22 protein-coding genes are annotated in these 24566 nt (G+C 70.5%); 13 read left to right on the top strand and 9 right to left on the bottom strand.

All coding sequences use genetic code 11. The features are described 5' to 3' along the window. Positions 1 to 184, bottom strand: a 184-nt coding sequence (locus BMY97_RS48045) for a hypothetical protein (RefSeq protein WP_218157025.1), incomplete at its 3' end; no start/stop codon positions are given. 1715 nt (positions 185 to 1899) lie between these two features. On the opposite strand from BMY97_RS48045, the gene BMY97_RS46700 reads away from it, so the two are divergent. Continuing rightward, on the top strand, positions 1900 to 2205 hold the full coding sequence (locus tag BMY97_RS46700; protein WP_143086522.1) for a hypothetical protein: 306 nt from the start codon (positions 1900 to 1902) through the stop codon (positions 2203 to 2205). Positions 2206 to 2276: 71 nt separating this feature from the next. Then, positions 2277 to 2474, top strand: coding sequence for a hypothetical protein (locus BMY97_RS44905; RefSeq protein WP_091629704.1), 198 nt, complete (start codon positions 2277 to 2279; stop codon positions 2472 to 2474). Between the two features lie 163 nt (positions 2475 to 2637). On the opposite strand, the gene BMY97_RS44900 is transcribed toward BMY97_RS44905, so the two are convergent. Next, positions 2638 to 3600, bottom strand: coding sequence for an ATP-binding protein (locus tag BMY97_RS44900; protein WP_091629703.1), 963 nt, complete (start codon positions 3598 to 3600; stop codon positions 2638 to 2640). 124 nt (positions 3601 to 3724) lie between these two features. Here BMY97_RS44900 and BMY97_RS44895 point away from each other — a divergent pair, with 124 nt between their 5' ends. Both BMY97_RS44895 and BMY97_RS44890 read left to right on the top strand, forming a co-directional pair. Continuing rightward, positions 3725 to 5131 carry an RNB domain-containing ribonuclease gene (locus BMY97_RS44895; RefSeq protein ID WP_091629701.1) on the top strand — a complete coding sequence of 469 codons (1407 nt, stop codon included), beginning with the start codon at positions 3725 to 3727 and terminating at the stop codon, positions 5129 to 5131. Next, positions 5128 to 5910, top strand: a complete 783-nt coding sequence (locus tag BMY97_RS44890; protein ID WP_091629699.1) for a helical backbone metal receptor — start codon at positions 5128 to 5130, stop codon at positions 5908 to 5910. The genes BMY97_RS44895 and BMY97_RS44890 overlap by 4 nt, the downstream gene beginning before the upstream one ends. On the opposite strand, the gene BMY97_RS44885 is transcribed toward BMY97_RS44890, so the two are convergent. Together BMY97_RS44885 and gabT are read right to left on the bottom strand one after the other, a co-directional pair. Beyond that, on the bottom strand, positions 5900 to 7327 hold the full coding sequence (locus BMY97_RS44885) for an aldehyde dehydrogenase family protein (protein ID WP_091629697.1): 1428 nt from the start codon (positions 7325 to 7327) through the stop codon (positions 5900 to 5902). The two genes, BMY97_RS44890 and BMY97_RS44885, sit on opposite strands and share 11 nt — an antisense overlap. Beyond that, on the bottom strand, positions 7324 to 8676 hold the full coding sequence (gabT, locus tag BMY97_RS44880) for a 4-aminobutyrate--2-oxoglutarate transaminase (protein WP_091629696.1): 1353 nt from the start codon (positions 8674 to 8676) through the stop codon (positions 7324 to 7326). Before gabT ends, BMY97_RS44885 begins: the two co-directional genes overlap by 4 nt. A gap of 151 nt (positions 8677 to 8827) precedes the next feature. Between gabT and BMY97_RS44875 the strand changes: the two genes are divergently transcribed. Then, positions 8828 to 10270, top strand: a complete 1443-nt coding sequence (locus tag BMY97_RS44875) for a PucR family transcriptional regulator (RefSeq protein ID WP_091629694.1) — start codon at positions 8828 to 8830, stop codon at positions 10268 to 10270. On the opposite strand, the gene BMY97_RS44870 is transcribed toward BMY97_RS44875, so the two are convergent. Both BMY97_RS44870 and BMY97_RS44865 read right to left on the bottom strand, forming a co-directional pair. Next, complete coding sequence (locus tag BMY97_RS44870; RefSeq protein ID WP_091629709.1) at positions 10260 to 10997, bottom strand: cache domain-containing protein; 738 nt, start codon at positions 10995 to 10997, stop codon at positions 10260 to 10262. The two genes, BMY97_RS44875 and BMY97_RS44870, sit on opposite strands and share 11 nt — an antisense overlap. 32 nt (positions 10998 to 11029) lie before the next feature. Then, a complete protein-coding gene (locus BMY97_RS44865) occupies positions 11030 to 11773 on the bottom strand; it encodes a FadR/GntR family transcriptional regulator (protein WP_091629692.1) in 744 nt (247 codons plus the stop codon). A 111-nt stretch (positions 11774 to 11884) separates the two neighbouring features. Here BMY97_RS44865 and BMY97_RS44860 point away from each other — a divergent pair, with 111 nt between their 5' ends. The 5 genes from BMY97_RS44860 to BMY97_RS44840 all read left to right on the top strand — a co-directional run bounded on the left by BMY97_RS44860 (position 11885) and on the right by BMY97_RS44840 (position 17493). After that, complete coding sequence (locus tag BMY97_RS44860; RefSeq protein WP_091629690.1) at positions 11885 to 13306, top strand: gamma-aminobutyraldehyde dehydrogenase; 1422 nt, start codon at positions 11885 to 11887, stop codon at positions 13304 to 13306. Positions 13307 to 13338: 32 nt separating this feature from the next. Continuing rightward, positions 13339 to 14418, top strand: coding sequence for an ABC transporter ATP-binding protein (locus tag BMY97_RS44855; protein WP_091629688.1), 1080 nt, complete (start codon positions 13339 to 13341; stop codon positions 14416 to 14418). Between the two features lie 25 nt (positions 14419 to 14443). After that, positions 14444 to 15652 carry an ABC transporter substrate-binding protein gene (locus BMY97_RS44850; RefSeq protein WP_091629686.1) on the top strand — a complete coding sequence of 403 codons (1209 nt, stop codon included), beginning with the start codon at positions 14444 to 14446 and terminating at the stop codon, positions 15650 to 15652. A gap of 140 nt (positions 15653 to 15792) precedes the next feature. Next, on the top strand, positions 15793 to 16674 hold the full coding sequence (locus BMY97_RS44845) for an ABC transporter permease (RefSeq protein ID WP_091629685.1): 882 nt from the start codon (positions 15793 to 15795) through the stop codon (positions 16672 to 16674). 15 nt (positions 16675 to 16689) lie between these two features. After that, a complete protein-coding gene (locus tag BMY97_RS44840) occupies positions 16690 to 17493 on the top strand; it encodes an ABC transporter permease (protein ID WP_091629683.1) in 804 nt (267 codons plus the stop codon). Here the strand turns inward: BMY97_RS44840 and pip are convergent. Next, positions 17490 to 18446, bottom strand: coding sequence for a prolyl aminopeptidase (pip, locus tag BMY97_RS44835; RefSeq protein WP_091629682.1), 957 nt, complete (start codon positions 18444 to 18446; stop codon positions 17490 to 17492). The two genes, BMY97_RS44840 and pip, sit on opposite strands and share 4 nt — an antisense overlap. An 86-nt stretch (positions 18447 to 18532) precedes the next feature. Then, entirely contained in the window at positions 18533 to 18670 is a 138-nt protein-coding gene (locus BMY97_RS47630) for a hypothetical protein (RefSeq protein ID WP_177231861.1), read from the bottom strand. 215 nt (positions 18671 to 18885) lie between these two features. Here BMY97_RS47630 and BMY97_RS44830 point away from each other — a divergent pair, with 215 nt between their 5' ends. Then, positions 18886 to 19830 (top strand): undecaprenyl-diphosphate phosphatase, encoded by a 945-nt coding sequence (locus BMY97_RS44830; protein WP_091629680.1) that lies wholly within the window; start codon positions 18886 to 18888, stop codon positions 19828 to 19830. 61 nt (positions 19831 to 19891) lie between these two features. Continuing rightward, positions 19892 to 20800: a cytochrome c oxidase assembly protein gene (locus BMY97_RS44825; protein WP_177231860.1), complete on the top strand. Its 909-nt coding sequence runs from the start codon at positions 19892 to 19894 to the stop codon at positions 20798 to 20800. Positions 20801 to 20874: 74 nt separating this feature from the next. On the opposite strand, the gene panB is transcribed toward BMY97_RS44825, so the two are convergent. Beyond that, a complete protein-coding gene (gene panB, locus BMY97_RS44820; RefSeq protein ID WP_091629677.1) occupies positions 20875 to 21765 on the bottom strand; it encodes a 3-methyl-2-oxobutanoate hydroxymethyltransferase in 891 nt (296 codons plus the stop codon). A gap of 248 nt (positions 21766 to 22013) precedes the next feature. Between panB and lysX the strand changes: the two genes are divergently transcribed. Next, the coding region (lysX, locus tag BMY97_RS44815; protein ID WP_091629707.1) for a bifunctional lysylphosphatidylglycerol synthetase/lysine--tRNA ligase LysX at positions 22014 to 24566 on the top strand (2553 nt) is incomplete at its 3' end.

Here is a 24566-nt window from a genome sequence, read left to right as displayed (position 1 = left end):
GCGTCGCGTGGTGCCAACGGACTTGGCGCCACGCCGGGCGCCGCCAGCGGACCTGGTGCTGCTGCGCCGGGTGGCGCCAACGCGCCTGGTGCTGCCGCGTCGGGTGGTGCCAACGGACCTGGTGCCACGCCGGACGCCGCGGTGTCTGGGACTCCTGGCGCAGGTCCGGTGGTTTCTGGTGCACCGGGCGGAAATCCTGTGGCTCCTGGTGGACCGAGCGTGAGTGCTCCGGGCGCCGCGCCGGGGAGCCGTCAGAGGACCGGTCATGCTCCGGCTGCGCCCGAGACCGCGCCGCAGGGCTCGAGTGGTGCTTCTCCTGCCGATGCGACAGCGAGCACGATGCCTGCCGCCACGGCCCCCGGCCCCGATCCCGCGCCGTCCCGTTCGGCGCCTGCGCGGCAGACTTTCCCGCAGTGGTCGCCAGGGCCGACCCCGAAGTGGTCGACTTCCCGCTCGCCCGCTCCGAACCAGACCGACGAGCCAGGGACCGACCAGCGACAACCGCTCCACCGCGCGCCGATCGAGCAAACCCCGGACCCGAGTCGGCTTTCTCCGGAACCGGCCGTGACGGCTGAGAATTCCTGGTCCCAGCCGGAACAGCGGCCCCGCCCCGATCCCGAACGGACACCTCCGCCGCACCCCCCCGCCGCACCCCCGGAGGCGACTGCTCCGACGTCACCGGCCGAGCAGCCCACGGACGCAACGTCGCCCGAGCCGGTCAACGAAACTTCCACGGATTCAATGGTGAGTCCATCTCGGGAGCCCGTTGCCGAGTCAGTAACTCAGCCAGAGTCCGCGGGCCCGGCTGACGAGCCAGTAATGCCGCCCGACGTGACGGCGCAAGCCGAGCCGGCTGCTGAGCCCGAGCCAGGTGATGAGGCGGAGTCATCTGCTCTATCCGATGTCGACGAGCCGGAGGAACCGACCGCCGCGCCCGTCGCCGAGCCAGAGCCCGTTGCCGAGGTGGACCCTGTCGCCGAGCCGCAACCCGTTGCGGAGCCGGAAAATGTTGTGGCGTCGACAGTCTCGGCGGAACAAGCGAACCGGCCGGAAGCCTCCGTGGCACCGACGGAATCGCCGGTGACGGAAGCGCGCGAGGAACCCCTTCGCGAAGCTGCGGCTGAGTTACCTGTCCGACCGGCGGATGTTGCGGCTCAGCCGGATGCGCGACCGGTGCCATCTTTGGAGTCGCCGCAGCCAGGTTGGTCCGCTCAGCAGGAAAAGCCGCCGACGGAGCAGGTGAGTCACCCGGGTCCGCCGCCTGAAGCGGGTCGGCCGGAGCCGTCGCAGATGGGCGGAGCTGTTGAGCCGCTGCATCAAGAGAGCCAGCCGGAGCAGTTGCGGGCAGGCGGACCTGTCGGGCCGCCGCATCAAGTGAGTCGGCCTGAGCAGCTACAGACAGGCGGAGCTGTTGAGCCGCCGCATCAGGGGAGTCGCCCGGAACAGTCGCAGGCAGGCCGACCTGTTCAGCCGTCACAGCAAGGGAACCAGCCAAAACACGGGAGCGAGCCGCAGCCGCAGTTGCCGCAGCCGTCGTTGCCGCAGCCGCAGGGGCAGCGGCCGGCGTTGCCGCAGCCTGGTGGGGGGCGGTCGGCGGGGTTGGGGCCGGATGGGCGGCCGTTGCCGGTGTTTCCCGGGCAGGAGACGGGGCCCGTCGGACCGCCGCCGCCGGTGCGGAGTTTCCGGGCCGCACCGCCGGTGTTTCCGGGGCGGGAGCCGGTTGTGCCGCCGGTGCCCACCGAGCCGTCAGCGGCCGCAGAGCAGCGGGAAATCGCAGAGTGGCAGACGTCCGCGGAGCAGCGGGCAACCGCAGAGCGGCCAGCGCATGCAGAGCGGCAGGCGAACGACGCGCAGCAGACGTCCGCCGGGGCGCGGGGACCTGCGCAGCAGCAGGGTGGGTTGCCACAGCCTCAGGGGCCGGCCGGGCAGTGGGTGCAGCAGCAGGGCGGGCAGCAGCAGTCGTCGATGGCTCGGAGGCTTGGCGGAGGGGGCGGGGGCACCGAGCCGTCGCAGGTGCGGGAGGCGCCGATCGCCTTTTCGGCTTCCTCGCCGGCCGATGACGTCGAGACGCCGCCTCGGGGGACGCCGCTGCCGCAGTCGCGTGGGTGGTTCGACGAGTTCCAGAACCGCGAGGACAACGGCGGCGACGGCGAGTTCGGCCCGACCGGCGAGCCGACGGAGATCCCCTACAAATACCGGAAGTGACGTCGGGCTCGGGTGACCCGAACCGTCCCGCCGGAGTGACAGGCGGGTCGCCGGGTGCCACGCTACGAGGCATGGCTGACGACCCGAACCCGGACCAGGGCTGGTACTACAACACTCGCACCAACGAGGTGGAGCACCTCGAACGCAGCCGGAGCATCGACCTGCTCGGCCCGTACCCGGACGAGGCCACGGCCCGCCGTGCGCTGGACATCGCCCGGGAACGGACACAACAGGCCGACGCCGCCGACCACGCCTGGGAGGGCGACTGACCGCGAGCGGCCCCACCGCCTGAAGCGCCCCAACGCGGCGTTCGGTGCTCCAACCGCTGCCCACCACCCTCAGCGGAGGCCAGCCCCGACGCCGCATTGGGGCGGCCCCAGCAAACCGCAGCCAGTCACGGCAAGCCCAAGCCCGCCCCAGCCCAGGAGGGGCTCAGCCCAAAGCGGGAACCGAAGGGTCCAGCACGAAGTCCAGGTCCACCTGGGCTTCCAGGTCCGACCCCGTGCGCCCGTTTCCCCAGGCCCGCGCGTTGCGCAGGTGGAACTCCACCCCCTGACGCTGGTACCGCGCCCAGTCGCGCTGTTCGGCGTCCACCGTGGACAGCATGGTGGACAAGGTGTCCAGGTTGTGCGGTTCCAGCTCGCCGATGGGCCGGGGCGCGCCGCGTTCGGCGGCGCGGACGTGACGGGAGGCGCTCAGCCAGCCGATCAGGGCGTCGCCCAGCTGGGTGCTCAGGAACTCGACGTCATCGGCGTCGGTGACCTTGTTGCCGACCACCATGAGGCGCACGCCGAAGTCACGCGCGTGGTCCGCGTACTGGCGGTACACCCCGACGCTGCGCAGCGTCGGCTCGCACACCAGGAACGTCACGTCGAAGCGGGTGAACAGGCCGGAGGCGAACGCGTCCGCGCCCGCCGTCATGTCCATCACCACGTACTCGCCCGGGCCGTCGACCAGGTGGTTCAGCAGCAGCTCCGCCGCGCCGACCTTCGAGTGGTAGCAGGCCACGCCGAGGTCGTCCTCGTCGAACTGGCCCGTGACGCCCAGCCGCACGCCGCCGAGGGAGCGGAAGCACGCGTCGAAGACCGGGTTGTCCTCGAACGGCTTCACCAGGCGCGAACCGCGGCCGGGCGGGGTGGTCTTGATCATCGAGGCGGCGTCCGGGATCCGCGGGTTGGCGCCGCGCAGGTACTCCTTGATCAACGCCATGTTGTCGCCCAGCGTCGGCCACGCGAGGGCCTCTTCCTCGGTGGCTCCCAGGGCCACGGCGAGGTGCTGGTTGATGTCGGCGTCGATCGCCAGCACCGGTTTGCCGGCGTCGGCGAGGTACGAAACGAACAGCGAGGACAGCGTGGTCTTCCCGCTGCCGCCCTTGCCGACGAACGCGATCTTCACGGCGGAACCCTTTCGGAAATGGTTTTCATTGTTGGACGGGCTCAAACGTACACCCGACCGGCGCGCGCCCGAACGGGCGATCGCGGCCACTCGAGCGGGATACTGTTGTGTGGTGCCTCCACTCGTGATCAGGACTCACGCGGCGGGAGGGGACTTCGGTCGTCTCCGGGCCGAGTTCGCGCTGCCGGAGTCCTTCGGCCCGGAGGTGCTGGCCGAGGCGGAGCAGTCGGTGCTCGACCCGCTCGCGTCGGCCGGCGGCCGCGAGGACGCGACGGACCTGCCGTTCGTCACCATCGACCCGCCCGGCTCCAAGGACCTCGACCAGGCGATGCTCATCGAGCGCACTCGCCGCGGCTTCCGGGTGCACTACGCCATCGCGGACCTGGCGGCGTTCGTGCCGCCCGGCGGCGCGCTGGATCGCGAGGCCCGCCGCCGCGGCCAGACGCTGTACCTGCCCGACGGCAACGTCCCGCTTCACCCGCCCGTCCTGTCCGAGGGCGCCGCGAGCCTGCTGCCCGGCGAGGTCCGCCCGGCCGTGCTGTGGACGATCGACGTGGACGAGGGCGGCGAGCTGATGGACACGCGCGTCCGCCGGGCACTGGTCCGGTCCACCGAGCAGTTCGACTACGAGACGGTGCAGACCGCGCTCGACGCCGGCCGCTCGCACCCCTCCGTGGCCGCGCTGCCGGAGCTGGGCCGGGTCCGGCGTGAGCTGGCCGTCCGCCGCGGGGCCGTGGAGTTGCAGCTGCCGGAGCAGGAGATCAGCGGCGATGCCGACGGGGGCTGGGCGCTCGCCCGCCGCCCGCGCACCGCCGTCGACGCCTGGAACGCGGAAATCTCGCTGCTCACCGGAATGGCCGCCGCGCAGATCATGCTGGACGCGCGGGTCGGCGTCCTCCGCACGCTGCCGCCGCCGGAGCCGGACGCGGTGGAGTGGCTGCGTCGCTCGGCGCACGCGCTGGGCGTGGCCTGGCCCGAGGGGCAGCCGGTCTCGGAGTTCCTGTCCGCTTTGGACCCCGGGCGGCCCTCGTCGATGGCGTTGTACGCGGACACAACGCGGCTTCTGCGCGGCGCGGGCTACACGTCGTTCGACGGTGAGCGCCCCGGTCTCGCCACGCACGCGGGCATCGGCGGTGCGTACGCGCACGTCACCGCCCCGATCCGACGCTTGGTCGACCGCTTCGCCACGGAGGTCTGCCTCGCCGTGACGGCGGGGCGCGAGGTGCCGTCGTGGACTCGGGAGGCGCTGGACGAGGTGCCGTCGAAGATGTCCGCTTCGGACGTGCTGGCCGCGCGCGTCGAGCGGGCCTGCATCGACCAGGTGGAGGCGTGGGTGCTGGCGGAGCGCGTCGGCGGTGAGTTCACGGCCGTGGTGCTGCGCGCGGAGGAGACGAAGGCGGAGATCCTGGTGGAGGACCCGCCGGTGATGGCGAAGTGCGCGGGGGAGCGGTTCCCGGAGGGCGAGCGAATCGGCGTGCGCCTGACCGCCGTCGACGTCGACAAGCGAAAGGTGTTGTTCGAACGCGTATGAGGAGTCGGGAGCTGGTCGACGACCTGGGTGAGCTGGTGCCGGTGGAGGGCGCGCCGTCGCGGGTGGTCTCGCTGGTCCCGTCGCTGACGGAGGCGGTGGAGGTGAGCGCCCCGGGCCGTCTGGTGGGAGCCACGGACTATTGCACGCATCCATCCACATTGGACGTTTCGCGGGTCGGCGGCTCGAAGTACCCGAACCTGGACCGCGTGCTGGAGCTGGCGCCGGACCTGGTGCTGGCGAATTCGGAGGAGAACCGCCCGGAGGACGTGGAACGCCTGCGCGCCAACGGAATCCCGGTGTGGGTGATGGAGGCCAGCGCCACCGTCCCGGCCGCGCTGGGCTCGCTGCGCCGAATCCTGACGCAGGCCTACGGCGTCAGCGAGCCGAGGTGGCTGGTCGAGGCCGAGGAGCTGTGGCGGGAGGTCGCGCCGGTCCGGCACATCGCGGTGGTCCCGGTCTGGCGCAAGCCGTGGATCGTCCTGGGCCGCGACACGTTCGCCGGTGACGTGCTGCGCCGCGTCGGAGTGGAGAACGCCTACGCGGACGCGCCCGACCGTTACCCACGCCCCCCGATCGACGAGCTGCGAACCCGCGCGGACGACCTCGTGATCCTGCCGGACGAGCCGTACGAGTTCACCGCCGAGGACGGTCCGGGCTTCTTCCCGGAAGCCGAGCCGGTGCTGGTTTCGGGGCGGTATCTGACCTGGTACGGCCCATCGCTCGTCGACGCGCATGCTGTGTTGAGCGAGGCCCTGGGCCGCGTGTCACCTACAACGTAATCCCAGTCAACACCGTAACCCGCTCCTCCGTCAGATCGGCCATCGCGGCGGCCGGCCCTTCGCGGCCGACACCGGAGTCCTTCACGCCGCCGTAAGGCATCTGGTCGGCCCGGAAGCTGGGCACATCGCCCACCAGAACGCCGCCGACCTTCAGCCGGGCGGACACGTCGAAGGCCGTCGGGAGATCGCGGGTGAAAACGCCGGCCTGCAACCCGAACCGCGAGGCGTTGATCCGCGCAACGCCATCGTCCGCCGAGGAAACCCGGATCAGCGACACCACCGGACCGAAAACCTCCTCGGCCATCACCGATGCGTCCTCGGGCACGTCAGCCAGCACAGTCGGCTCGACGGCGGCACCCGAGCGACCACCGCCGGTGAGCAGAGTGCCGCCCGCGGCCACCGCGTCCGAAACCCATGACGAAACACGCACGGCGGCGGCCTCGTTGATCAGCGGTCCGACATCCACGCCGTCCTCGCGCGGGTCACCCGTCCGCAGCGCCGCGACCTGCGCGAGCACCTTGTCCCGCAACGCCTCGTAGACGTCCGCGTGCGCATAAACCCGCTGCACCGAGATGCAGGACTGCCCGGCCTGGTACATCCCGAACGTCGCGATCCGCTGAGCGGCGAAGTCCAGGTCCGTCCAATCCGGACAGACCAGCACCGCGCCATTGCCGCCCAGTTCCAACGCCACGTGCTTGCGCGGCACGCTCTCGCGGATGCTCCACCCGACCGGCACCGAGCCGGTGAAGGAAACAACCGGCAGCCGAGGGTCCTTGACCAGCTCGGCGGTTTCGTCGTTGCCGATGGGCAGGATCGACCAGCTCCCGGCGGGCAACCCCGTCTCGGCCAGGATTTCGCCGAGCAGCAGCGCCGTCAGCGGCGTCGCGGGCGCGGGCTTGAGCACGATGGGCGCACCGACCGCGATCGCCGGAGCCACCTTGTGCGCCACCAGGTTCAACGGGAAGTTGAACGGCGTGATGCCGAGCACCGGCCCGCGAGGCACCCGCCGGACCAGCGCGAGCCGTCCCGTCCCGCCGGGGTCGGTGTCGAGGCGCTGCAGCTCGCCGGAGAACCGCCGAGCCTCCTCGGCCGCCCAACGGAACGTGGACACCGCCCGCCCGACCTCACCACGAGCCCACTTCAGCGGCTTGCCCGACTCGGCCGTGATCAGCTGCGCGATCTCCTCGGACCGCTCGCCCAAAACCCGGGACACGTGGTCCAACGCCCCGGCCCGGACGTGCGCGGGCACCGTCGCGAACTCGTCGGCGACCTCGGCCGCGGCTTGCACGGCGGTCTCGATGTCCGATGTGGACGGTACGTAGTGAGAGCCGGCCTCGCCGCCGTCGTAGGGGTGGCGGACGGTGGCGGTGGTGCCGGTGGCGACGGGCTTACCGGCAACCCAGTAGGGAACAGTCACTTGCGGGCCTCCACACGGATCGCGTACTCGAGGACGGACAAGCCCTCGTCGAGCAGCTCGTCGGACAGGGAAAGGGGCGGCAGCAGCCGGACGACGTTGCCGTAGGTGCCGCAGGTCAGCACCACCACGCCGAGCGCGTGACAGGCCGCGGCGACGCGTTTGGTCAGATCCGCGTCCGGCTCCACCCCACCCGGCTTCACGAACTCCGCCGCCAGCATCGCGCCGCGCCCGCGCACGTCGCCGATCACGCCCGTCTCCGAAGCCAGCGCTCGCAACCGAGGCAGCACCCGCTCCTGGATCCGACGCGCGGACGTCGCCAGGTCCGCCCCGCGCATGGTCTCGATCGAGCCGAGTGCCGCTGCGCACGCGATCGGGTTGCCGCCGTAGGTCCCGCCAAGCCCGCCCGGCGCAACAGCGTCAAGCAGCTCCGCGCGCCCGGTCACGGCGGCGAGCGGCAGGCCGCCCGCGATGCCCTTGGCCGTCGCGATCAGGTCGGGGACCACGTTCTCGCGGGTGGAGGCGAACCAGTCGCCGGTGCGGCAGAAGCCGGTCTGCACCTCGTCGGCGACGAACACCACCCCGTTCGCCGAGCACCAGGCCGAGAGCGCAGGCAGGAAACCGGGTGCGGGCTCGATGAACCCGCCCTCGCCCTGGATCGGCTCGATCACCACAGCCGCGACCTGATCCCCGCCGATCTGCTTCTCGATCCGGTCGATCGCCACCCGCGCGGCCTCGGCCCCGTCCAGCCCGTCCCGGAACGGATAAGACCCGGGCACCCGGTAGACCTCGGGCGCGAACGGCCCGAACCCGTGCTTGTAGGGCACCGACTTCGCAGTCAGCGCCATCGTCAGATTCGTCCGCCCGTGATAGGCGTGGTCGAACACCACCACCGCCTGGCGCCCGGTCGCGGCCCGAGCGATCTTCACCGCGTTCTCCACGGCCTCGGCGCCGGAGTTGAACAGCACCGACTTCTTCGCGTGGTCACCAGGGGTCAGCTCGGCCAGCGCCTCGCAGACCTCCACGTAACCCTCGTACGGCGTGACCATGAAGCAGGTGTGCGTGAACAGCCCGGCCTGCTCGCGGACGTGGTCGACGACCGCGGGCGCCGAGTGGCCGACGTTCGTCACGGCGATGCCGGAGCCGAAGTCGATCAGCACGTTGCCGTCGGCGTCGGTCAGCAGCCCGCCGCTCGCGGAGGTGATGTACGCGGGCAGCGTGGACGCGACGCCGGCCGCGACGACGTTCGCCCGGCGTTCCTGCAGCGCGCGCGACGCGGGGCCGGGGATCTCGGTGCGCAGCCGGCGCTGCTGGGGAGCCGGGGCCTGGGGCTCGGCGGCGGTTGTGGTCACGGGCGCTCCTGGAAGGGACTCGTGAGTGCCTAGGACGGTTCTAACCGGCAGGAACACTCACGACGGGCTGGGTCGTCCACCAGGGTGCGGCCGGGGAGGGGATCGAGTCAGGTGGCCGAAGTGGCCAACTTGGCCGGTAGGATTGGCCGTTATGGCACTGACCTTGCGCGCGCTGGCCGACGAGCGGCCGCTCGGCCTGCGGGTGGTCGCCGGGGCGACCGGGCTGGACCGGCCGATCGGCTGGGTGCACCCCACCGAGCTGACCGACCCGCAGGCGTTCCTCGAAGGCGGTGAGCTGCTGCTCACCACCGGCCTCGCACTGGACGAAGCGTTCGACGAAGCGGCGTACGTCCGGCGCCTCGTCGAAGCCGGTGTCGCGGGCCTCGGCTTCGGCGTGGGGTTGAGCCACGCGCGCGTGCCTGAAGCGCTGGTGACCACGGCGGACGAGGTCGGCCTGCCCGTGCTCGAAGTGCCGCGGAAGACGCCGTTCATCGCGATCACCCGCGCCGTCTCACGCGCGGTGGCCGCCGACGAGTACGCCGCCACCGTCCGCGTCGGCAAGGCCCAGCAGGAGCTGACCCGGACGGCCGTCGGCAAGGGCGGCGCCGGGGGAGTGGTCCGCCGGTTGGCGCGGCTCGTCGACGCGTGGGTGGTGCTGTTCGACTCCGCCGGACGGGTGGCCGAGGCCGCTCCCGCCACCGCCCGCGCGTACGGCGAAAGCCTCGACGTCACCGGGCTTCGCGCCGGCACCCGCGTGGTGGCGCTCGGCGACGACGAGGTGGTGCTCCAGACCCTGCACACGCGCGGCACCCTGGCGGTCGGGCGAACGGAGCCGCTCGACGCGCCCGGGCGGCACATCGTCAACACCGCCGTCTCGCTGCTTTCCCTTGCCCTGGAACAGGATCGCGCGCATCATGCCGCATTGTCCCGGCTTCGCACCGGCCTGCTGGACCTGCTGGTGGCGGGGCAGGAGGACCTCGCGCTGGACGTCCTGCGCACCGTGCAGGAGGTGCCGGCGCGGCCGTGGACGGTGCTGGCCCTGTCCGGCGCGAAAGGCCGGCGCAACGCGCTCTACGACCGGCTGGAAACCGTTGCCGGGCAGGTGTTTTTCGCGCATCACGACAACCTGCTGATCGCCGTGGCCGACGACGTGGACCGGGTGGTGACCGCGGCCGAGGGTGTCGGCGAGTTCCACGTGGGTGTCGCCGACGCGGACGCCTTCGCCACTGCCCTGCATCAGGCGCGCGAGGCGGTGGCTGCCGCGCGCACGACCGGCGTCCCGCTCGTCCGCTACGCCGACCACGCCGGCCGTGGGCTGCTCGGACTGCTGGAACCCCAAGCGGCGCAAGCGTTTTCGGCTCAGCTGCTCGCTCCGTTACGCGCCTTCGACGCGACCGGACGCGGGGACCTGGAGACGTCGTTGCGCTGCTGGCTCGAGCACCACGGGCACTGGGACCTCGCCGCGACGAAGCTCGGCGTGCACCGGCACACCCTGCGCAACCGCGTGCGGAAGGCGGGCGAGCTGCTCGGCCGGGACCTCGACTCGCCCGGCGTGCGCGCCGAACTCTGGCTGGCGCTGCAGGTCAGGTCGTGACGAGCAGGGCGATCGGCGAGTCCCCGCAACGGCGCAGGGTCAGGCCGCCTTCGGTGGTGTACGGCTCGGCGCCGGAAGCCCACCAGGCCGGCACGTCGACTGCCCGCACCAGCGAGCCGGTCGCCTGCCGGACGTTGTTGGCCACGATCACCCGGCCTTGCGCGTTCAGCAGCGCCGCTTCGCGTCCCAGTGAGCGAAGCCGACGCCGCACTGTGCGCTCGAACTCGCGCACGTACACGTCCGCGCCGACAACGCCGGCGAAGCCGTCTCGCTCGACCGGCAGCGTGAAGGTGAGCGTGTACTCGTCGGTGCAGAGGTAGTCGACGTACGGGCCGTTGATGTGCCTCCGGCCGCTGTCGCGCGGCACCGTGAACCACGATTGACGCGTGTAATCGAGGAAGTTCTCACTGTCCGGGTCGAGGGAGATGAACAGCTGCTCCGGCGGCTCGCCCTCCTCGGCCGGGCTGGTCCACCACTCGAAGCCGAACTCCTGGTCGGACAGCACGTGCGGCGCGCTGACGAAGCCGGCGCCGATGACCAGGCCGCCCAGGGCCTCGATCACCTGCGGCCGGATCCGGTGCAGGGCCGCCGAAGCCGAGCCGCCCGGTTCGGCGAGCAGGGACTCGGCGGCGGCCAGTACCGGCTTCAGCCGTTCGAAGATCTCTTCCACCAGCGCGGAAACCTGGGCCACGACTTCATCGCCGGTCAGCGTTCGGGTGTCGGTCACGATGCTCACCTCGGATGCGGGGTCATCGAAGCTTACGGCGTTTCGAGGCTTAAGTGCAGATCGGCCAGCCGGTCCAGCGCCCCTAAAATGTGGTCTTCGGTGAGCTTGCGGGCCAGTTCGCCGTCTGCGGCGGCGATCGCCGTGACGATCGCGCGGTGCTCAGCGTAGGCCTGCTGGGAACCTTCCTCGCCGCCGAGGGGCACCCAGAGCAACCCCCCGCGTTCGCTCTGCAACTGAACTTCCTGGTTGGTGAGCCGCGGCGACTGCGCGGCCGCCGCCACCTCCAGGTGAAAGTGCCGCTCGGCGCGCGTCGCGTCGGGGCCGGTGGCGTCGAGCAGGTCCTCGCCGGCCAGCCGCAGCCGCTCGAGGTCCTCCGGCGAGCTGCGCTCCGCGGCGAGCTTGGCCGCGGACCCGGCGACGGCGAGGTAGTGGTCACCGAAGTCGCGCAGGTCCGCGAGCGAGACCAAACGCAGGCGCTCGGCCCACGAGCTCGGCGCCGGCCACGCGGGTGTGCGGACGAAGCTGCCGCCGCCCCGTCCGCGGCGCGTTTCGACCAGCCCTTGCTGACGCAGGACCGCGAGCGCCTCTCGGACCGTGACCGTGGAGACGCGGAACTGCGCGGCCAGCTCGACCTCGCTCGGCAGCTGCTCGGCGTCGTCGAGCAGGCCGAGGGTGATGGCGTCGAGCAGCCGCGCCGCCACCGCTTCGGCCCGGCCGAGCTGGTCCAGCGGCGCGAACATGGCCAGCCGCGCGTTGTTCGGCATCTCCCTGCGCATGAGTCCACCCGTCCCGCACCTGCGATTGAGCCAATCCTGCCCCAGAGTCTTGTGATTTGAAATATGGAGTTATATGTTTCAGCCTGCCACGGAGAGTCAGGAGGCGTACGCGTGCAGGAATTGAAGCACTACGTCGGCGGGAAGTTCGTCGACTCGCTGTCCGGCGGGGTCGCCGAGATCACCGATCCGGTGACCGGCCGCCCGTACTGCACCGCTCCGGTGGCCGGGGCCGAGGACGTCGACCGCGCTTTGAAGACGGCCGCGGAGGCGTTCGAGAGCTGGCGGGAGACCACGCCGGCCCAGCGTCAGCTCGCGCTGCTGAAGATCGCCGACGCCGTCGAGGCCCGTGGTGAGGAGATCGTCCGCGTCGAGTCCGCGAACACCGGGAAGCCGGTCGCGCTGACGATGTCGGAGGAGCTGCCGATGATCGTCGACCAGCTGCGCTTCTTCGCCGGCGCCGCGCGCGTGCTCGAAGGCCGGTCGGCGGGGGAGTACATGGAGGGCCACACCTCGTTCATCCGCCGTGAGCCGGTGGGTGTCTGCGCGCAGGTGACGCCGTGGAACTACCCGTTGCTGATGGCCATCTGGAAGATCGCGCCCGCGCTGGCGGCGGGGAACACGATCGTGCTCAAGCCATCCGACACCACCCCCGCGTCGACGCTGCTGCTCGCCGAGATCTGCGGTGAGTTCCTGCCCCCGGGCGTGTTCAACGTCGTCTGCGGCGACCGTGACACCGGCCGCGCGCTGGTGGAGCACGAGATCCCGGCGATGGTGTCGATCACCGGCTCGGTCCGCGCGGGCATCGAGGTGGCCGCCGCCGCGGCTCGCGACGTCAAGCGCGTGCACCTCGAACTCGGCGGCAAGGCCCCGGTGCTCGTCTTCGAGGACGCCGACCTCGACCTCGCGGCCGAGACGATCGCGATGGCCGGCTACTTCAACGGCGGCCAGGACTGCACCGCCGCCACTCGCGTGCTCGTCTCCGACGACGTGCACGACACCTTCGTGGCCGCGCTCACCCGCCAGGCCGAGGCGACCAAAACCGGCCTGCCGGACGACGACACCGTCGCGTACGGCCCGCTGAACAACGCCGCCCAGCTGGAAAAAGTGGCCGGCTTCGTGGACCGCCTGCCCGAGCACGCCACCGTCCACTGTGGAGGGCGGCAGGCCGGTGACGAGGGCTACTTCTACGAGGCCACCGTGGTCTCCGGCGTCACCCAGGACGACGAGATCACGCAGAACGAGGTGTTCGGCCCGGTCATCACCGTGCAGCGGTTCACCGACGAGGCCGACGCGGTGAAGGCCGCGAACGGCGTGCCGTACGGGCTGGCGTCCTCGGTGTGGACCAAGGACCACCAGCGGGCCATGCGGGTCTCGGCCAAGCTCGACTTCGGCTGCGTGTGGATCAACACCCACATCCCGCTGGTCGCCGAGATGCCGCACGGCGGGTTCAAGAAATCGGGCTACGGCAAGGATCTCTCGCTCTACGGCCTCGAGGACTACACCCGCGTCAAGCACGTGATGAGCGCGCTGTAACCCGAGACCGGAACGACGCCGAAAGGCCAGCCATGCCCCACCAAGCCCCCTCGACGGCCCCCCGCGCCGGCGCCGCGCGGAACCCCGGCGACCGCCCGGCGATCCGGCTCACCGGGCTGCAGAAGCACTTCGCCGAGGTGCGCGCGGTCGACGGCGTCGACCTCGACATCCCGCCCGGCGAGTTCTTCTCGATGCTCGGCCCGTCCGGCTCCGGGAAGACGACCGTGCTGCGGCTGATCGCCGGGTTCGAGCTGCCCACCGCGGGCAGCATCCAGCTGGCCGGCCGCGACGTCAGCACACTCGCGCCGTTCGACCGTGACGTGAACACGGTTTTCCAGGACTACGCGCTGTTCCCGCACATGTCCGTGCAGCAGAACGTGGAGTACGGCCTGCGGGTCAAGGGGGTCGGCAAGGCCGAGCGCCGCCAGCGCGCGGAAGACGCACTGCGCACGGTGCGGCTGGAGGAGTACGGGCGGCGGAAGCCGTCGCAGCTCTCCGGCGGCCAGCGTCAGCGGGTGGCCCTCGCGCGGGCCTTGGTGAATCGCCCGAAAGTGTTATTGCTGGACGAGCCCTTGGGCGCGTTGGATCTCAAACTGCGGCAAGCGATGCAAGTGGAGCTGAAGCAGATCCAGCGCGAAGTCGGCATCACGTTCGTCTTCGTGACGCACGACCAGGACGAGGCCCTGACGATGAGCGACCGCATCGCGGTGTTCAACGCCGGGCGGATCGAGCAGGTCGGCACCCCGCTGGAGGTGTACGAGAAACCGGCGACCGCGTTCGTGGCCGGCTTCGTCGGCACGTCCAACCTGCTCAGCGGCCGCGGCGCGGAGGCGGTGATCGGCCGACCGGGTGTTTTCAGCATCCGGCCGGAGAAGATCACCATCGACGGAAACCTCGCTTCACCAGCGGGGCCGGGCGAGACCAGCGCGACCGGAATCGTCACGGATGTCGTATACGCCGGGTCCACAGTGCGCTACGCTGTCGCGCTCGATGCGGGGGGTCAGTTGTCCGTTGTCCGCCAGAACATCAGTGCTCCGACCGAGTTCGCCGATGGTCGCGTCCGACTGAGCTGGCGCCGCGAACACAGTTTCCGGGTCCCCGAAGCCGGTTAGTCCTCACGGGAAGGTTTCTCTCGACATGAAGAACAGGAAGACGCTGCTCGTTGGCTTGTGCGGCGTGAGCCTCCTGCTCGCGGCCTGCGGCACGGCCAGTAACAGTTCCTCCTCGGGATCGGCGCCGGGCGCGCAGGGGTTCACCCCGCCGAAGCTGTCCGCCCTCACCGCGCTCGGCCAGCCCGAAGGCCAGCTGAACGTGCTGGCTTGGCCCGGTTACGCGGAAAACGGCTCGAACGACCCGAAGGTCAACTGGGTCACGCCGTTCGAACAGGAGACCGGCTGCAAGGTCAACGTCAAGCCGTTCGGCACCTCCGACGAGGCCGTGACGCTGATGAAGACCGGGGGCTACGACGTCGTGTCGGCCTCGGGCGACGCGTCGCTGCGGCTGGTCGCCTCGGGCGACGTGGAGCCGGTCAACACCGCGCTCGTGCCGAACTACAACGACGTCTACCCGTTCCTGAAGAACAAGTCGTGGAACAGCGTCAACAACGTCGCGTACGGCATCCCGCACGGCTGGGGCGCGAACGTGCTGACCTGGCGCACCGACAAGGTGAACCCGGCGCCCACCTCGTGGTCGGCGATGTTCGACCCGAACTCGCCGTACAAGGGCAAGATCATCGCCTACGACTCCCCGATCTACATCGCCGACGCCGCGCTCTACCTGATGGCGCACCAGCCGGACCTGGGCATCAAGAACCCGTACGCCTTGGACGACAAGCAGTTCAACGCCGCGGTGGACCTGCTCAAGAAGCAGCGCCCGGCGGTCGAGGAGTACTGGGCCGACTACCTGAAGGAGACGCAGTCGCTCAAGAGCGGCGACGGCACGATCGGCACCGCGTGGCAGGTGACGGTGAACCTGGCCAAGAGCGGGGGCGCGCCGCTGCAGTCGACGGTGCCGAGCGAAGGCGCCACGGGCTGGTCGGACACCTGGATGGTGGCCACGAAGTCGCAGCACAAGACCTGCGCGTACAAGTGGATGGACTACATCATCAGCCCGAAGGTGAACGCGCAGGTCGCCGAGTACTTCGGCGAGGCGCCGGCGAACAGCAAGGCGTGCGCCGAGTTCACCGACAAGTCCCTGTGCGACACCTACCACGCGAACGACGCCGCGTACGCCGCCAAGATCCAGTACTGGACCACGCCGATCCCCCAGTGCCTCGACGGCCGCACGGACGTCAAGTGCAAGGACTACGGCGACTGGACCCGCGCCTGGACCGAGATCAAGGGCTGACCCCTCGTGGGTGTTCCTGACGGTTCCAACCGTCGCGAACACCCACGAGCCCCCTGACTCCAGGGGCGGCAGGCACCCTCCCCCCTCGCCTGCCGCCCCTGGACCTCCCTTCCCGCTAGCGTGCCCCGAAGGTGCCCGACATGACCGCCGTGAGCCCGCCGAGCCGTCGAGCTTCGGCTTTCTTCTTCCGCAAACCCCGGCTGCGCCTGACCATCCTGCTTTCGGCCCCGCTGCTCTGGCTCGGCCTGGCCTACCTCGGCGCGCTGGCCGCCCTGTTCGTCACGGCCTTCTGGTCGACCGACGTGTTCACCGGCCAGGTGGTCACGAACTGGTCGTTCGACAACTTCGTCACGCTGTTCAGCGACTCGGTGTACCGCACGATCACGCTGCGGACCGTGGGCATCGCGGCGCTGGTCACGGTGGTGGACGCGGTGATCGCGTTCCCGATGGCGTTCGCCATGGCCAAGCTCGCTTCCCCGCGCGCGCAACGGATCCTGGTCATCGCCGTGATGACGCCGCTGTGGGCCAGCTACCTGGTGAAGGCCTACGCCTGGCGGACCATGCTGTCCGGCAACGGCGCGATCAACTGGCTGCTCGACCCGTTCGGCCTCTCCGGGCCGGGGTACGGCGTCGCGGCCACCGTGATCACGCTGTCCTACCTCTGGCTGCCGTACATGATCCTGCCGATCTACGCCGGGCTGGAGCGGCTGCCGGACTCGCTGGTGGACGCTTCCGGCGACCTCGGCGCGAAGTCGTTCCGCACGTTCCGCTCGGTGATCCTGCCGCTGACCTTCCCGGCGATCGTCGCGGGCTCGATCTTCACGTTTTCCCTGTCGCTGGGCGACTACATCGCGGTGAAGATCGTCGGCGGCACGTCGCAGATGCTCGGCAACGTGGTCTACGACAACATCGGCGCGGCCAACAACCTGCCGTTCGCGGCGACCGTGGCCACCGTGCCGGTCGTGATCATGCTCGTGTACTTGGCCGTCGTGCGCCGCACCGGCGCGCTGGACAATCTCTAGGAGGCTCCCGTGCGGATGTCGAAGACCGCCAGGGCGCTGCTGTGGACGGCGCTCGGGGCCGGGTTCGCGGTGATCTACTTCCCGCTTTTGGTGGTGCTGCTGAACTCGGTGAACTCGGACACCACGTTCGGCTGGCCGCCGAAGAGCTTCACCCTGGAGTGGTGGGGCCGCGCGGTGACGAACGAGGGTGCGCTGCACGCGTTGTGGACCAGCGTCGAAGCCGGCCTCGCGGCCACCGCGATCGCGTTGGTGCTGGGCACGATGGCGGCGTTCGCCCTGCAGCGCTACCGGTTCTTCGGGCGCAACTCGATCTCGTTGCTGATCGTGCTGCCGATCGCGCTGCCCGGCATCGTCACCGGCATCGCGCTGAACAACGCGTTCCGCACCATCCTGGGTATCGACCTCGGGCTGCTCTCCGCGATCATCGCGCACTCGACGTTCTGCATCGTGGTGGTGTTCAACAACGTCGTCGCGCGCCTGCGCCGGATGGGCGGCAACCTCGAAGAGGCGTCGATGGACCTCGGCGCCGACGGCGTCACGACGTTCCGCCTGGTCACGTTCCCGATGCTGCGCTCGGCCCTGCTCGCCGGCGGGCTGCTGGCGTTCGCGCTGTCGTTCGACGAGATCATCGTGACCACGTTCACGCTCGGCACCGGCATGGAGACCCTGCCGATCTGGATCTACGACAACCTGTTCCGCCCCAACCAGGCGCCGGTGGTGAACGTGGTGGCGGCGGTGCTGATCGTCGTCTCGACCGTGCCGGTCTACCTCGCCCAGCGGCTTTCGGGCGGCGACAGCGCGAGCGGCGGGCGGATCTAGCGGAACCCGTCTGTCGCCGCGCGCAGGGCGGCCAGGATTCCGGGGTCGTTCACGGCGTGGCCGGCGCCCTCCGTCAGCTGCAAGGAAGATCCGGGCCACGCGCGATGCAGCTGGTACGCCGTGATGGGTGGGCAGACCGAGTCGTACCGGCCCTGCACCAGGACGCCCGGGATGCCGGCGAGGCGGCCGGCGTCGCGGATCAGCTGGCCCTCTTCGAGCCAGGCGCCGTGGCGGAAGTAGTGCACGGCGAGGCGCGCGAAGGTCAACGCGAAGGCCGGGCTGGCGTACTGGTTCCGGAACGCCTCCTGCGGCAGCAACGCGACCGTCGCGCCTTCCCAGACGCTCCAGGCGATCGCGGCGCGTTCGCGGACCCCGCGGTCTTCGGAGGCGAGCAGCTCGCCGTAGCCGGCCAGCGGGTCCTTGCGCAGGTTTTCCGGCAGTGGCGCCAGGAATTCCTCCCACTCGGCCGGGAACAGGTTCGCCGCGCCGCCGCGGTAGATCCAGTCCAGCTCGCTGCCGCGCACCGTGAAAACGCCGCGCAGCACGATTTCCGAGACCCGCGAAGGGTGCGTCTGCGCGTACGCCAGCGCGAGCGTTGATCCCCACGAGCCGCCGAACAGCTGCCAGCGCTCGATGTTCAGCCGTTCGCGCAGCAGCTCCAGGTCGGAAACCAGGTGCCACAACGTGTTCGTGGCCAGGTCCGCGTCCGGCTCGCCGATGTTCGGGGTGCTGCGGCCGGCGCCGCGCTGGTCGAACTGGATGATCCGGTAGGCGTCCGGGTCGAAGTGCCGGCGCGACATCGACGCGATCCCGCTGCCCGGCCCGCCGTGCAGCACCATCACCGGCTTGCCGTCCGGGTTTCCCGCGTCCTGGCAGAAGATCCGGTGGCCGTCGCCGACGTCCAGCAGGCCTTCGGCGCGGACCGGGAGCGGCGGGTAGAGATCGTCGTCCATGGCGGACACTCTGCCGGACCGCCGCGTATGGGTGGGGGCCCGCCCCCGCCGCCGGGCTGAGCGGGCCCCCAGTCTGTGATCGCGCGTCAGCAGCCCTCGGCGGCCGCCACATTCGCGAATCCCTTTCCGGCACCGCAGCCGTCCGTGGTGCCGGTGACCGCGGCCAAGTCGAGCGGTGCGGCGGCTCCGGCCGCCACAGCCGGAACCCGCTCACGTACACGCATCTCATCCTCCTCGTCGAGGGCTGGACTCCGTGGTGTGCGGCGTTGGCGTAGACGCTAAGCCACCATCCGAACGACAGTCAAGGACATGATTGATGTTCATATATGTGAACGTCGTGGGATGGAGCACGCCTTCCCGGGTCTTTTGCCCGGTGTTAACCCGGCCCTGGTTAGATTCGCCGGGGAATTCCTTGATCGATGCCGAGAAAGGCAACCGAATGTCCGCCGTTACCTATGTCGAGGCGATCGTCGTCGGCGCCTTGCAAGGGGTGTCGGAATTGTTTCCGGTGTCCAGTCTCGGGCACAGCATCCTGCTTCCGGCGTTGGTGGGCGGCTCCTGGCAGCGTGATCTGAGCATCGGCAAGGACTCGCCTTATCTGGCCGTGCTCGTCGCGATGCACGTGGCCACCGCGCTCGCTCTCGTGCTGTTCTTCCGGCGCGACTGGGTGCGGATCATCGGCGGCCTCCTGACCTCGATCCGCCACCGCGAAGTGCGCACGGCCGACCAGCGCCTCGCGTGGCTGCTCGTGCTCGCCACGATCCCGGTCGGCATCGCCGGCCTGCTGCTCGAAAGCCTGCTGCGGGACTACCTCGGCAAGCCCGTCCCGTCGGCGATCTTCCTCGCCCTCAACGGCGGGGTGCTGTTCGCCGCCGAGCGCTTCTCCCGGCCGAAGCCGTCGGCGGAATCCGCTGTGCGGCGGTCGGAAGACACGGTGGACTTCTCGGCGGAGGAGACGCTCGTGATGCGCGCGGTCACCGTCGAAGAGACCACCGACGCGCGGCTTTCGAAGCTCGGCGTCGGCGAGGCGGTGCTGATCGGCTCGGCCCAGATCCTCGCGCTGCTGCCGGGCATCAGCCGGTCCGGCATCACGATGGTCGCGGGCCTGCGAAGGGGCCTCGGGCACGAGGACGCGGCGCGCTTCGCGTGGCTGCTCGCGACGCCGGTGATCCTCGCCGCGGGCGTGCTGAAGCTGCCGTCCTTGTTCACGCCGGAGAACAGCCCGTCGCTCGGCCCGGCGCTTGTCGGAAGCCTTGTCGCGGGGGTCGCGTCCTATATCGCTGTCCGTTTTCTGACGAAATACTTCGAAACGCGCACCTTGACGCCGTTCGCGATCTACTGCTTCGTCGCCGGAATCGGCAGCCTGCTCTTTTTCACGTTGTGAGGGTGGTGTCCGCCCTGAATTCCGGGAAGGGGACACTGTCGTTATCGAACCTGCGGCGAATGTGCCTCCGCTGAGCGGGGCCACCCTCTTCACGGCCTGGACCATCGACCTCCCGGCCGTTGCCGTGGTGCTCGTGCTCGCGGCCGGCTACCTGTCCGCCGTGCGGCGGCAGCCGGTGTGGTCACCCGGACGGACCACCGCGTTCCTCTCCGGGCTCGCGACGATCCTGCTGGTCACCTGCTCGTTCCTCGGCGTCTACGACACCACGCTGTTCTGGGTCCGGGCGACGCAGAACACCGTGCTGCTGATGGTGACGCCGTTGCTGCTCGCGCTCGGCGCGCCCGTCACGCTGCTCATGCGCACCGCGTCGCCGGGTCTCGCCGCGGGGCTGCGCCGCTACGGCCGAAGCGGCTTCGCGCGGTTCATCACCTTCCCGCTGTCGGTCACCGTGGTGCTGATCGCGCCGTTCCTGCTGATCTACCTGACGCCGTTGTACGAGCTGACGCTGGACTCGCCGGTGGTCGGCGGGCTCGTCCGCCTGGCGCTGGCGCTGGCCGGGTTCCTCTACTTCTACAGCCGCGTGCAGCTCGACCCGACCCCGCGCGGCGGCTCGCACCTGGTGTCGGTGTGGATCTCGTTCACCGAAGTGGTGTTCGACGGCGCGCTCGGCCTCGTGCTGTGGCTCGGCCCGGTGCTCGCGCCCGCGCATTACGCGGCCGCGCACCCGGGCTGGGGCCCGGACCCGCGCACGGACCAGATCGTCGGCGCCGGTGTGCTGTGGATCGGCGGCGATCTGGCCGGCCTGCCGTTCGTCGGCGCGCTGTTCATCCGCTGGGCCCGAGACGACGAGAAGCGCGCGAAGCAGCTCGACAAGCGTCTGGACGACGAAGAGGAGTCCGGCAAGACCCCGTCCAGCGGGCTCTGGTGGGAGAACGATCCCGAACTGGCGCAACGGTTCCGTCGCCAGTGACTCTTCACCCGGACCGTCGTCGAGACCTCCTCGCCCGCGTCCTGCGCGGGCAAGGAGGCCTCGATCGAACGCGATCAGTGGAAGGCGTGCTCCGGAGCGGGGAACTCGCCGCGCCGGACGTCCTCGGCGAACGCCGTCGCCGCGCCCTGCAGCACACCGGCCAGATCGGCGTAGCGCTTCACGAACCGCGGCGCCTTGCCCCGGCGCAGACCGGCCATGTCCTGCCAGACCAGCACCTGCGCGTCGCAGTCCGGGCCCGCGCCGATGCCGACGGTCGGGATCTTCAGCTCGTGTGTCACCCGCTTCGCGGCCTCGGCCGGCACCATCTCCATGACCACCGCGAACGCCCCGGCCTCTTGCAGCGCCAGCGCGTCGGCGAGCAGCACGTCCGCCGCCTCACCGCGCCCCTGCACTCGGTAGCCGCCGAGGTTGTGCTCGCTCTGCGGGGTGAAGCCGATGTGGCCCATCACGGGCACACCCGCCGAAGTGAGCGCCTCGACGTGGGCCGCGAACCGGCGTCCGCCCTCGAGCTTCACGGCGTGCGCGCGGCCTTCCTTCATGAACCGGACCGACGTGGCCAGCGCCTGTTCCGGCGAGAGCTGGTAGGAGCCGAAGGGCAGATCGGCGACCACGAGCGCCCGCTTGACCGAGCGCGTGACGCCCCGTACGAGCGGCAGCAGCTCGTCGACGGTCACCGGCAGCGAGGTGTCGTAGCCGAACACGTTGTTCGCGGCGGAGTCGCCGACGAGCAGCACCGGGATCCCGGCCTCGTCGAACAGCTCGGCGGTGTACATGTCGTACGCGGTGAGCATCGGCCACGGCTCGCCGCGTTCTTTCAGCTCGCGCAGGTGGTGGATGCGGACCTTCTTCGCGGGCGCCGGCTGCGCGGGGGCAGCGGGGCCGGAGCCGTACGGTGCGGCCACCTCTTCGGCGGACCCGCCGGCAGGGGTCTTCTGGGCAGACATCGTCGTCGACCGTCCTTCCCTCGAGGCCTCGAAGAGGTCCCCGGGTCGTGGAGCAGATGCGGTTCAAAGCGTGACACGCCCCGGCGGCGCCCCCAAGCCCGTGCGACCAGCTTCACACGGCGGTGGCCTGCGACTCGGGGATGAGCGGCGCTCAGCCTCCCGGGTGATGACCGGAGACAACCAACCGCTGTTCACTGGCGTCCTTGAAGTCGTCGTGACAACCACGACCATCGCGGAGAAAGGCAACGATGGGAACCCCTGCGAGCGCGCGCCCGCGCATCCCCGGCTGGAAGGCGAGGGCGGGTGGCGTGACTGCCACCGTCGTGCAGCTGGCGGCCGTCTTCTCGGTTGTCCTCCTCATCGCCGGCGGCACCCACGGCCACCTGCTCAACGCCATCGACATGGCGTTCTCCGCGCTCAGTGTGCCGACCAGCGCGAGCCTGGTGATCGTGCTGCTGCTGGTGGTCCTCGGCGGTGCGCTTCGAAGGCGTAAGAAGGCCGCGCTGTACACGCTGCTGCTGTTCCAGGTCGCCGGCCTGCTGCTCACGCTGGCCATGCAGGCGGTACTGCTCTGGGCGCCCAGCCTGCTCACGCTCGGCCCGCGCCAGATCCGGCACATCCCGATGCAGGTGTCGGTGCTCACCATCGCCGACGTGATCTCGGTCCTGCTGATCCTGTTCCTGCTCACGCTGCGCCCGGCGTTCCCGGCGCGGCTCGCCCCGGGCGCCTGGCGCAACGGGCTGTCGATGCTGCTCGGCGGCCTGCTCGTGGTGATCGTGCTCGGCTGGGGGCTGAGCGAGGCGTTCCCCGGCCACCTCGGCGACACCTGGGAGCGGTTCGCCTGGGTGGTCAACCACGCGACCGGTGAGAACATCCAGCTGCGGCGCATCGGCGTCGGCGAGGGCCCGGCGTGGCTCGACGTGTTCCTGGACCTGGGCGCGACCTTCGTCGCCACCGCCGCGCTGTACATGCTCTTCCGTGGCGTGCGCAGCCGTCGTCTCCGCACGGACGACGAGGAGCTGCGCCTGCGCCGGCTGCTCGCGGAGTTCGGCGAGGACGACTCCCTCGGCTACTTCGCGACCCGCCGCGACAAGAGCGTGGTCTTCGCCCCGAACGGCCGCGCCGCGGTGACCTACCGCGTGCTCGGCGGCACGAGCGTCGCGAGCGCGGACCCGATCGGCGACCCCGAAGCGTGGCCGGACGCCGTGCGCGCGTGGCTCGACGAGACCCGTTCCTACGGCTGGACGCCCGGTGCGCTCGGCGCGAGTGAGCGCGGCGCCAAGGTGTACGCGGCCGCGGGCCTGAAAGCGCTGGAGTTCGGCGACGAGGCCGTGCTGGACATCCGCGAGTTCTCGCTGACCGGGCCCGAGCGCAAGTCCGTGCGCCAGGCCGTGAAGCGGATCGAACGGGCCGGCTACACGTCGCGGGTGCGGCGCCACAGCGAGATCCCGGACGACGAGATGGCCGAGCTGCTCCGGCACGCCCAGCAGTGGCGCGGCGCGGAGACCGAGCGCGGGTTCTCCATGGCGCTGGGCCGGCTCGGCGACCCGAGCGACGGCCGCAGCGTGATGGTCGAGGCCTACGACGCCGAAGGCCGGCTGCGCGGGATGCTGTCGTTCGTGCCGTGGGGTCGGCGCGGGCTCTCGCTCGACCTGATGCGCCGTGACCGCGACGCCGAGAACGGGCTCAACGAGTTCATGGTCGCCGAGGTCGTCGCGGCCGGCCAGCAGCTGGGCGCGCAGCGGATCTCGCTCAACTTCGCCATGTTTCGCGCGGTGTTCTCCGAAGGCGAGCGGATCGGCGCCGGGCCGGTGCTGCGCGCGTGGCGCGGCGTGCTCGGGGTCGCGTCGCGCTTCTTCCAGCTGGAGTCGCTGTACCGGTCGAACGCGAAGTACGGGCCCGATTGGGAGCCGCGGTTCCTCTGCTACTCCTCGGCTCGACGGCTGCCGCGCGTCGGCATCGTCGCCGGCGCGCTGGAGGGCTTCGTGCCCACGGGGAGGTCGCGTTCGCTGCGGCTGGAGAACGTGGGGCAGGAGTTCGTCGCCGAGGCAAAGCGCATCGACGAGTCCTCGGCGAAGGCCGTGCCGAAGGCGGCCCGGCGGCCGGAGCAGGTGCGGGTGCGCGTCGCGAAGCTGGACAAGCTGCGGGACTTGGGCATCGATCCGTATCCGGTGGGTTTCCGGCGGGAGGATCTGCTGGGTGACATTGTGCGGAAGTACGCGGATCTGGGGCCGGATTCGCGGACGGGGCATCGGGTTCGGGTGGCGGGCCGGGTGCTGGCGTTGCGGACGTTGGGTGGGTTGTGTTTCGCGCGGATCAAGGATTTCTCGGGTGAGTTGCAGTTGATGCTGGACGCTCGTGAGCTTGATTTGACGGGGTGGCGTGGCGGCGTCGACCTGGGTGACCATGTGGGTGTGAGTGGTCGGGTGGTGACGTCGCGGCGGGGTGAGCTGTCGGTGCTGGTGGATGAGTGGACGGTGACGGCGAAGTGTCTGCATCCGTTGCCGGACAAGCGGAAGGGGCTGACGGATCCGGAGACGCGGGTGCGGCAGCGGTATCTGGATCTGGCGGTGAACCCGGAGTCGGCGCAGATGCTGCGGTTCCGGTCCACTGTGGTCCGTGCGGTGCGGGAGCGGTTGCACCAGGGTGATTATCTCGAGGTCGAGACGCCGATGTTGCAGACTGTCCATGGTGGAGCGAACGCGCGGCCGTTCGTCACGCACATCAACGCGTATGACATGCGGATGTATCTGCGGATCGCGCCGGAGCTGTATCTGAAGCGGCTGTGCGTGGCCGGGGTG

The organism is Amycolatopsis saalfeldensis (assembly GCF_900110575.1).
Taxonomy (GTDB): Bacteria; Actinomycetota; Actinomycetes; order Mycobacteriales; family Pseudonocardiaceae; genus Amycolatopsis; species Amycolatopsis saalfeldensis.
Note: the sequence above shows the minus strand (reverse complement) of the source record. Positions and strands in the feature narration are given on the sequence as shown.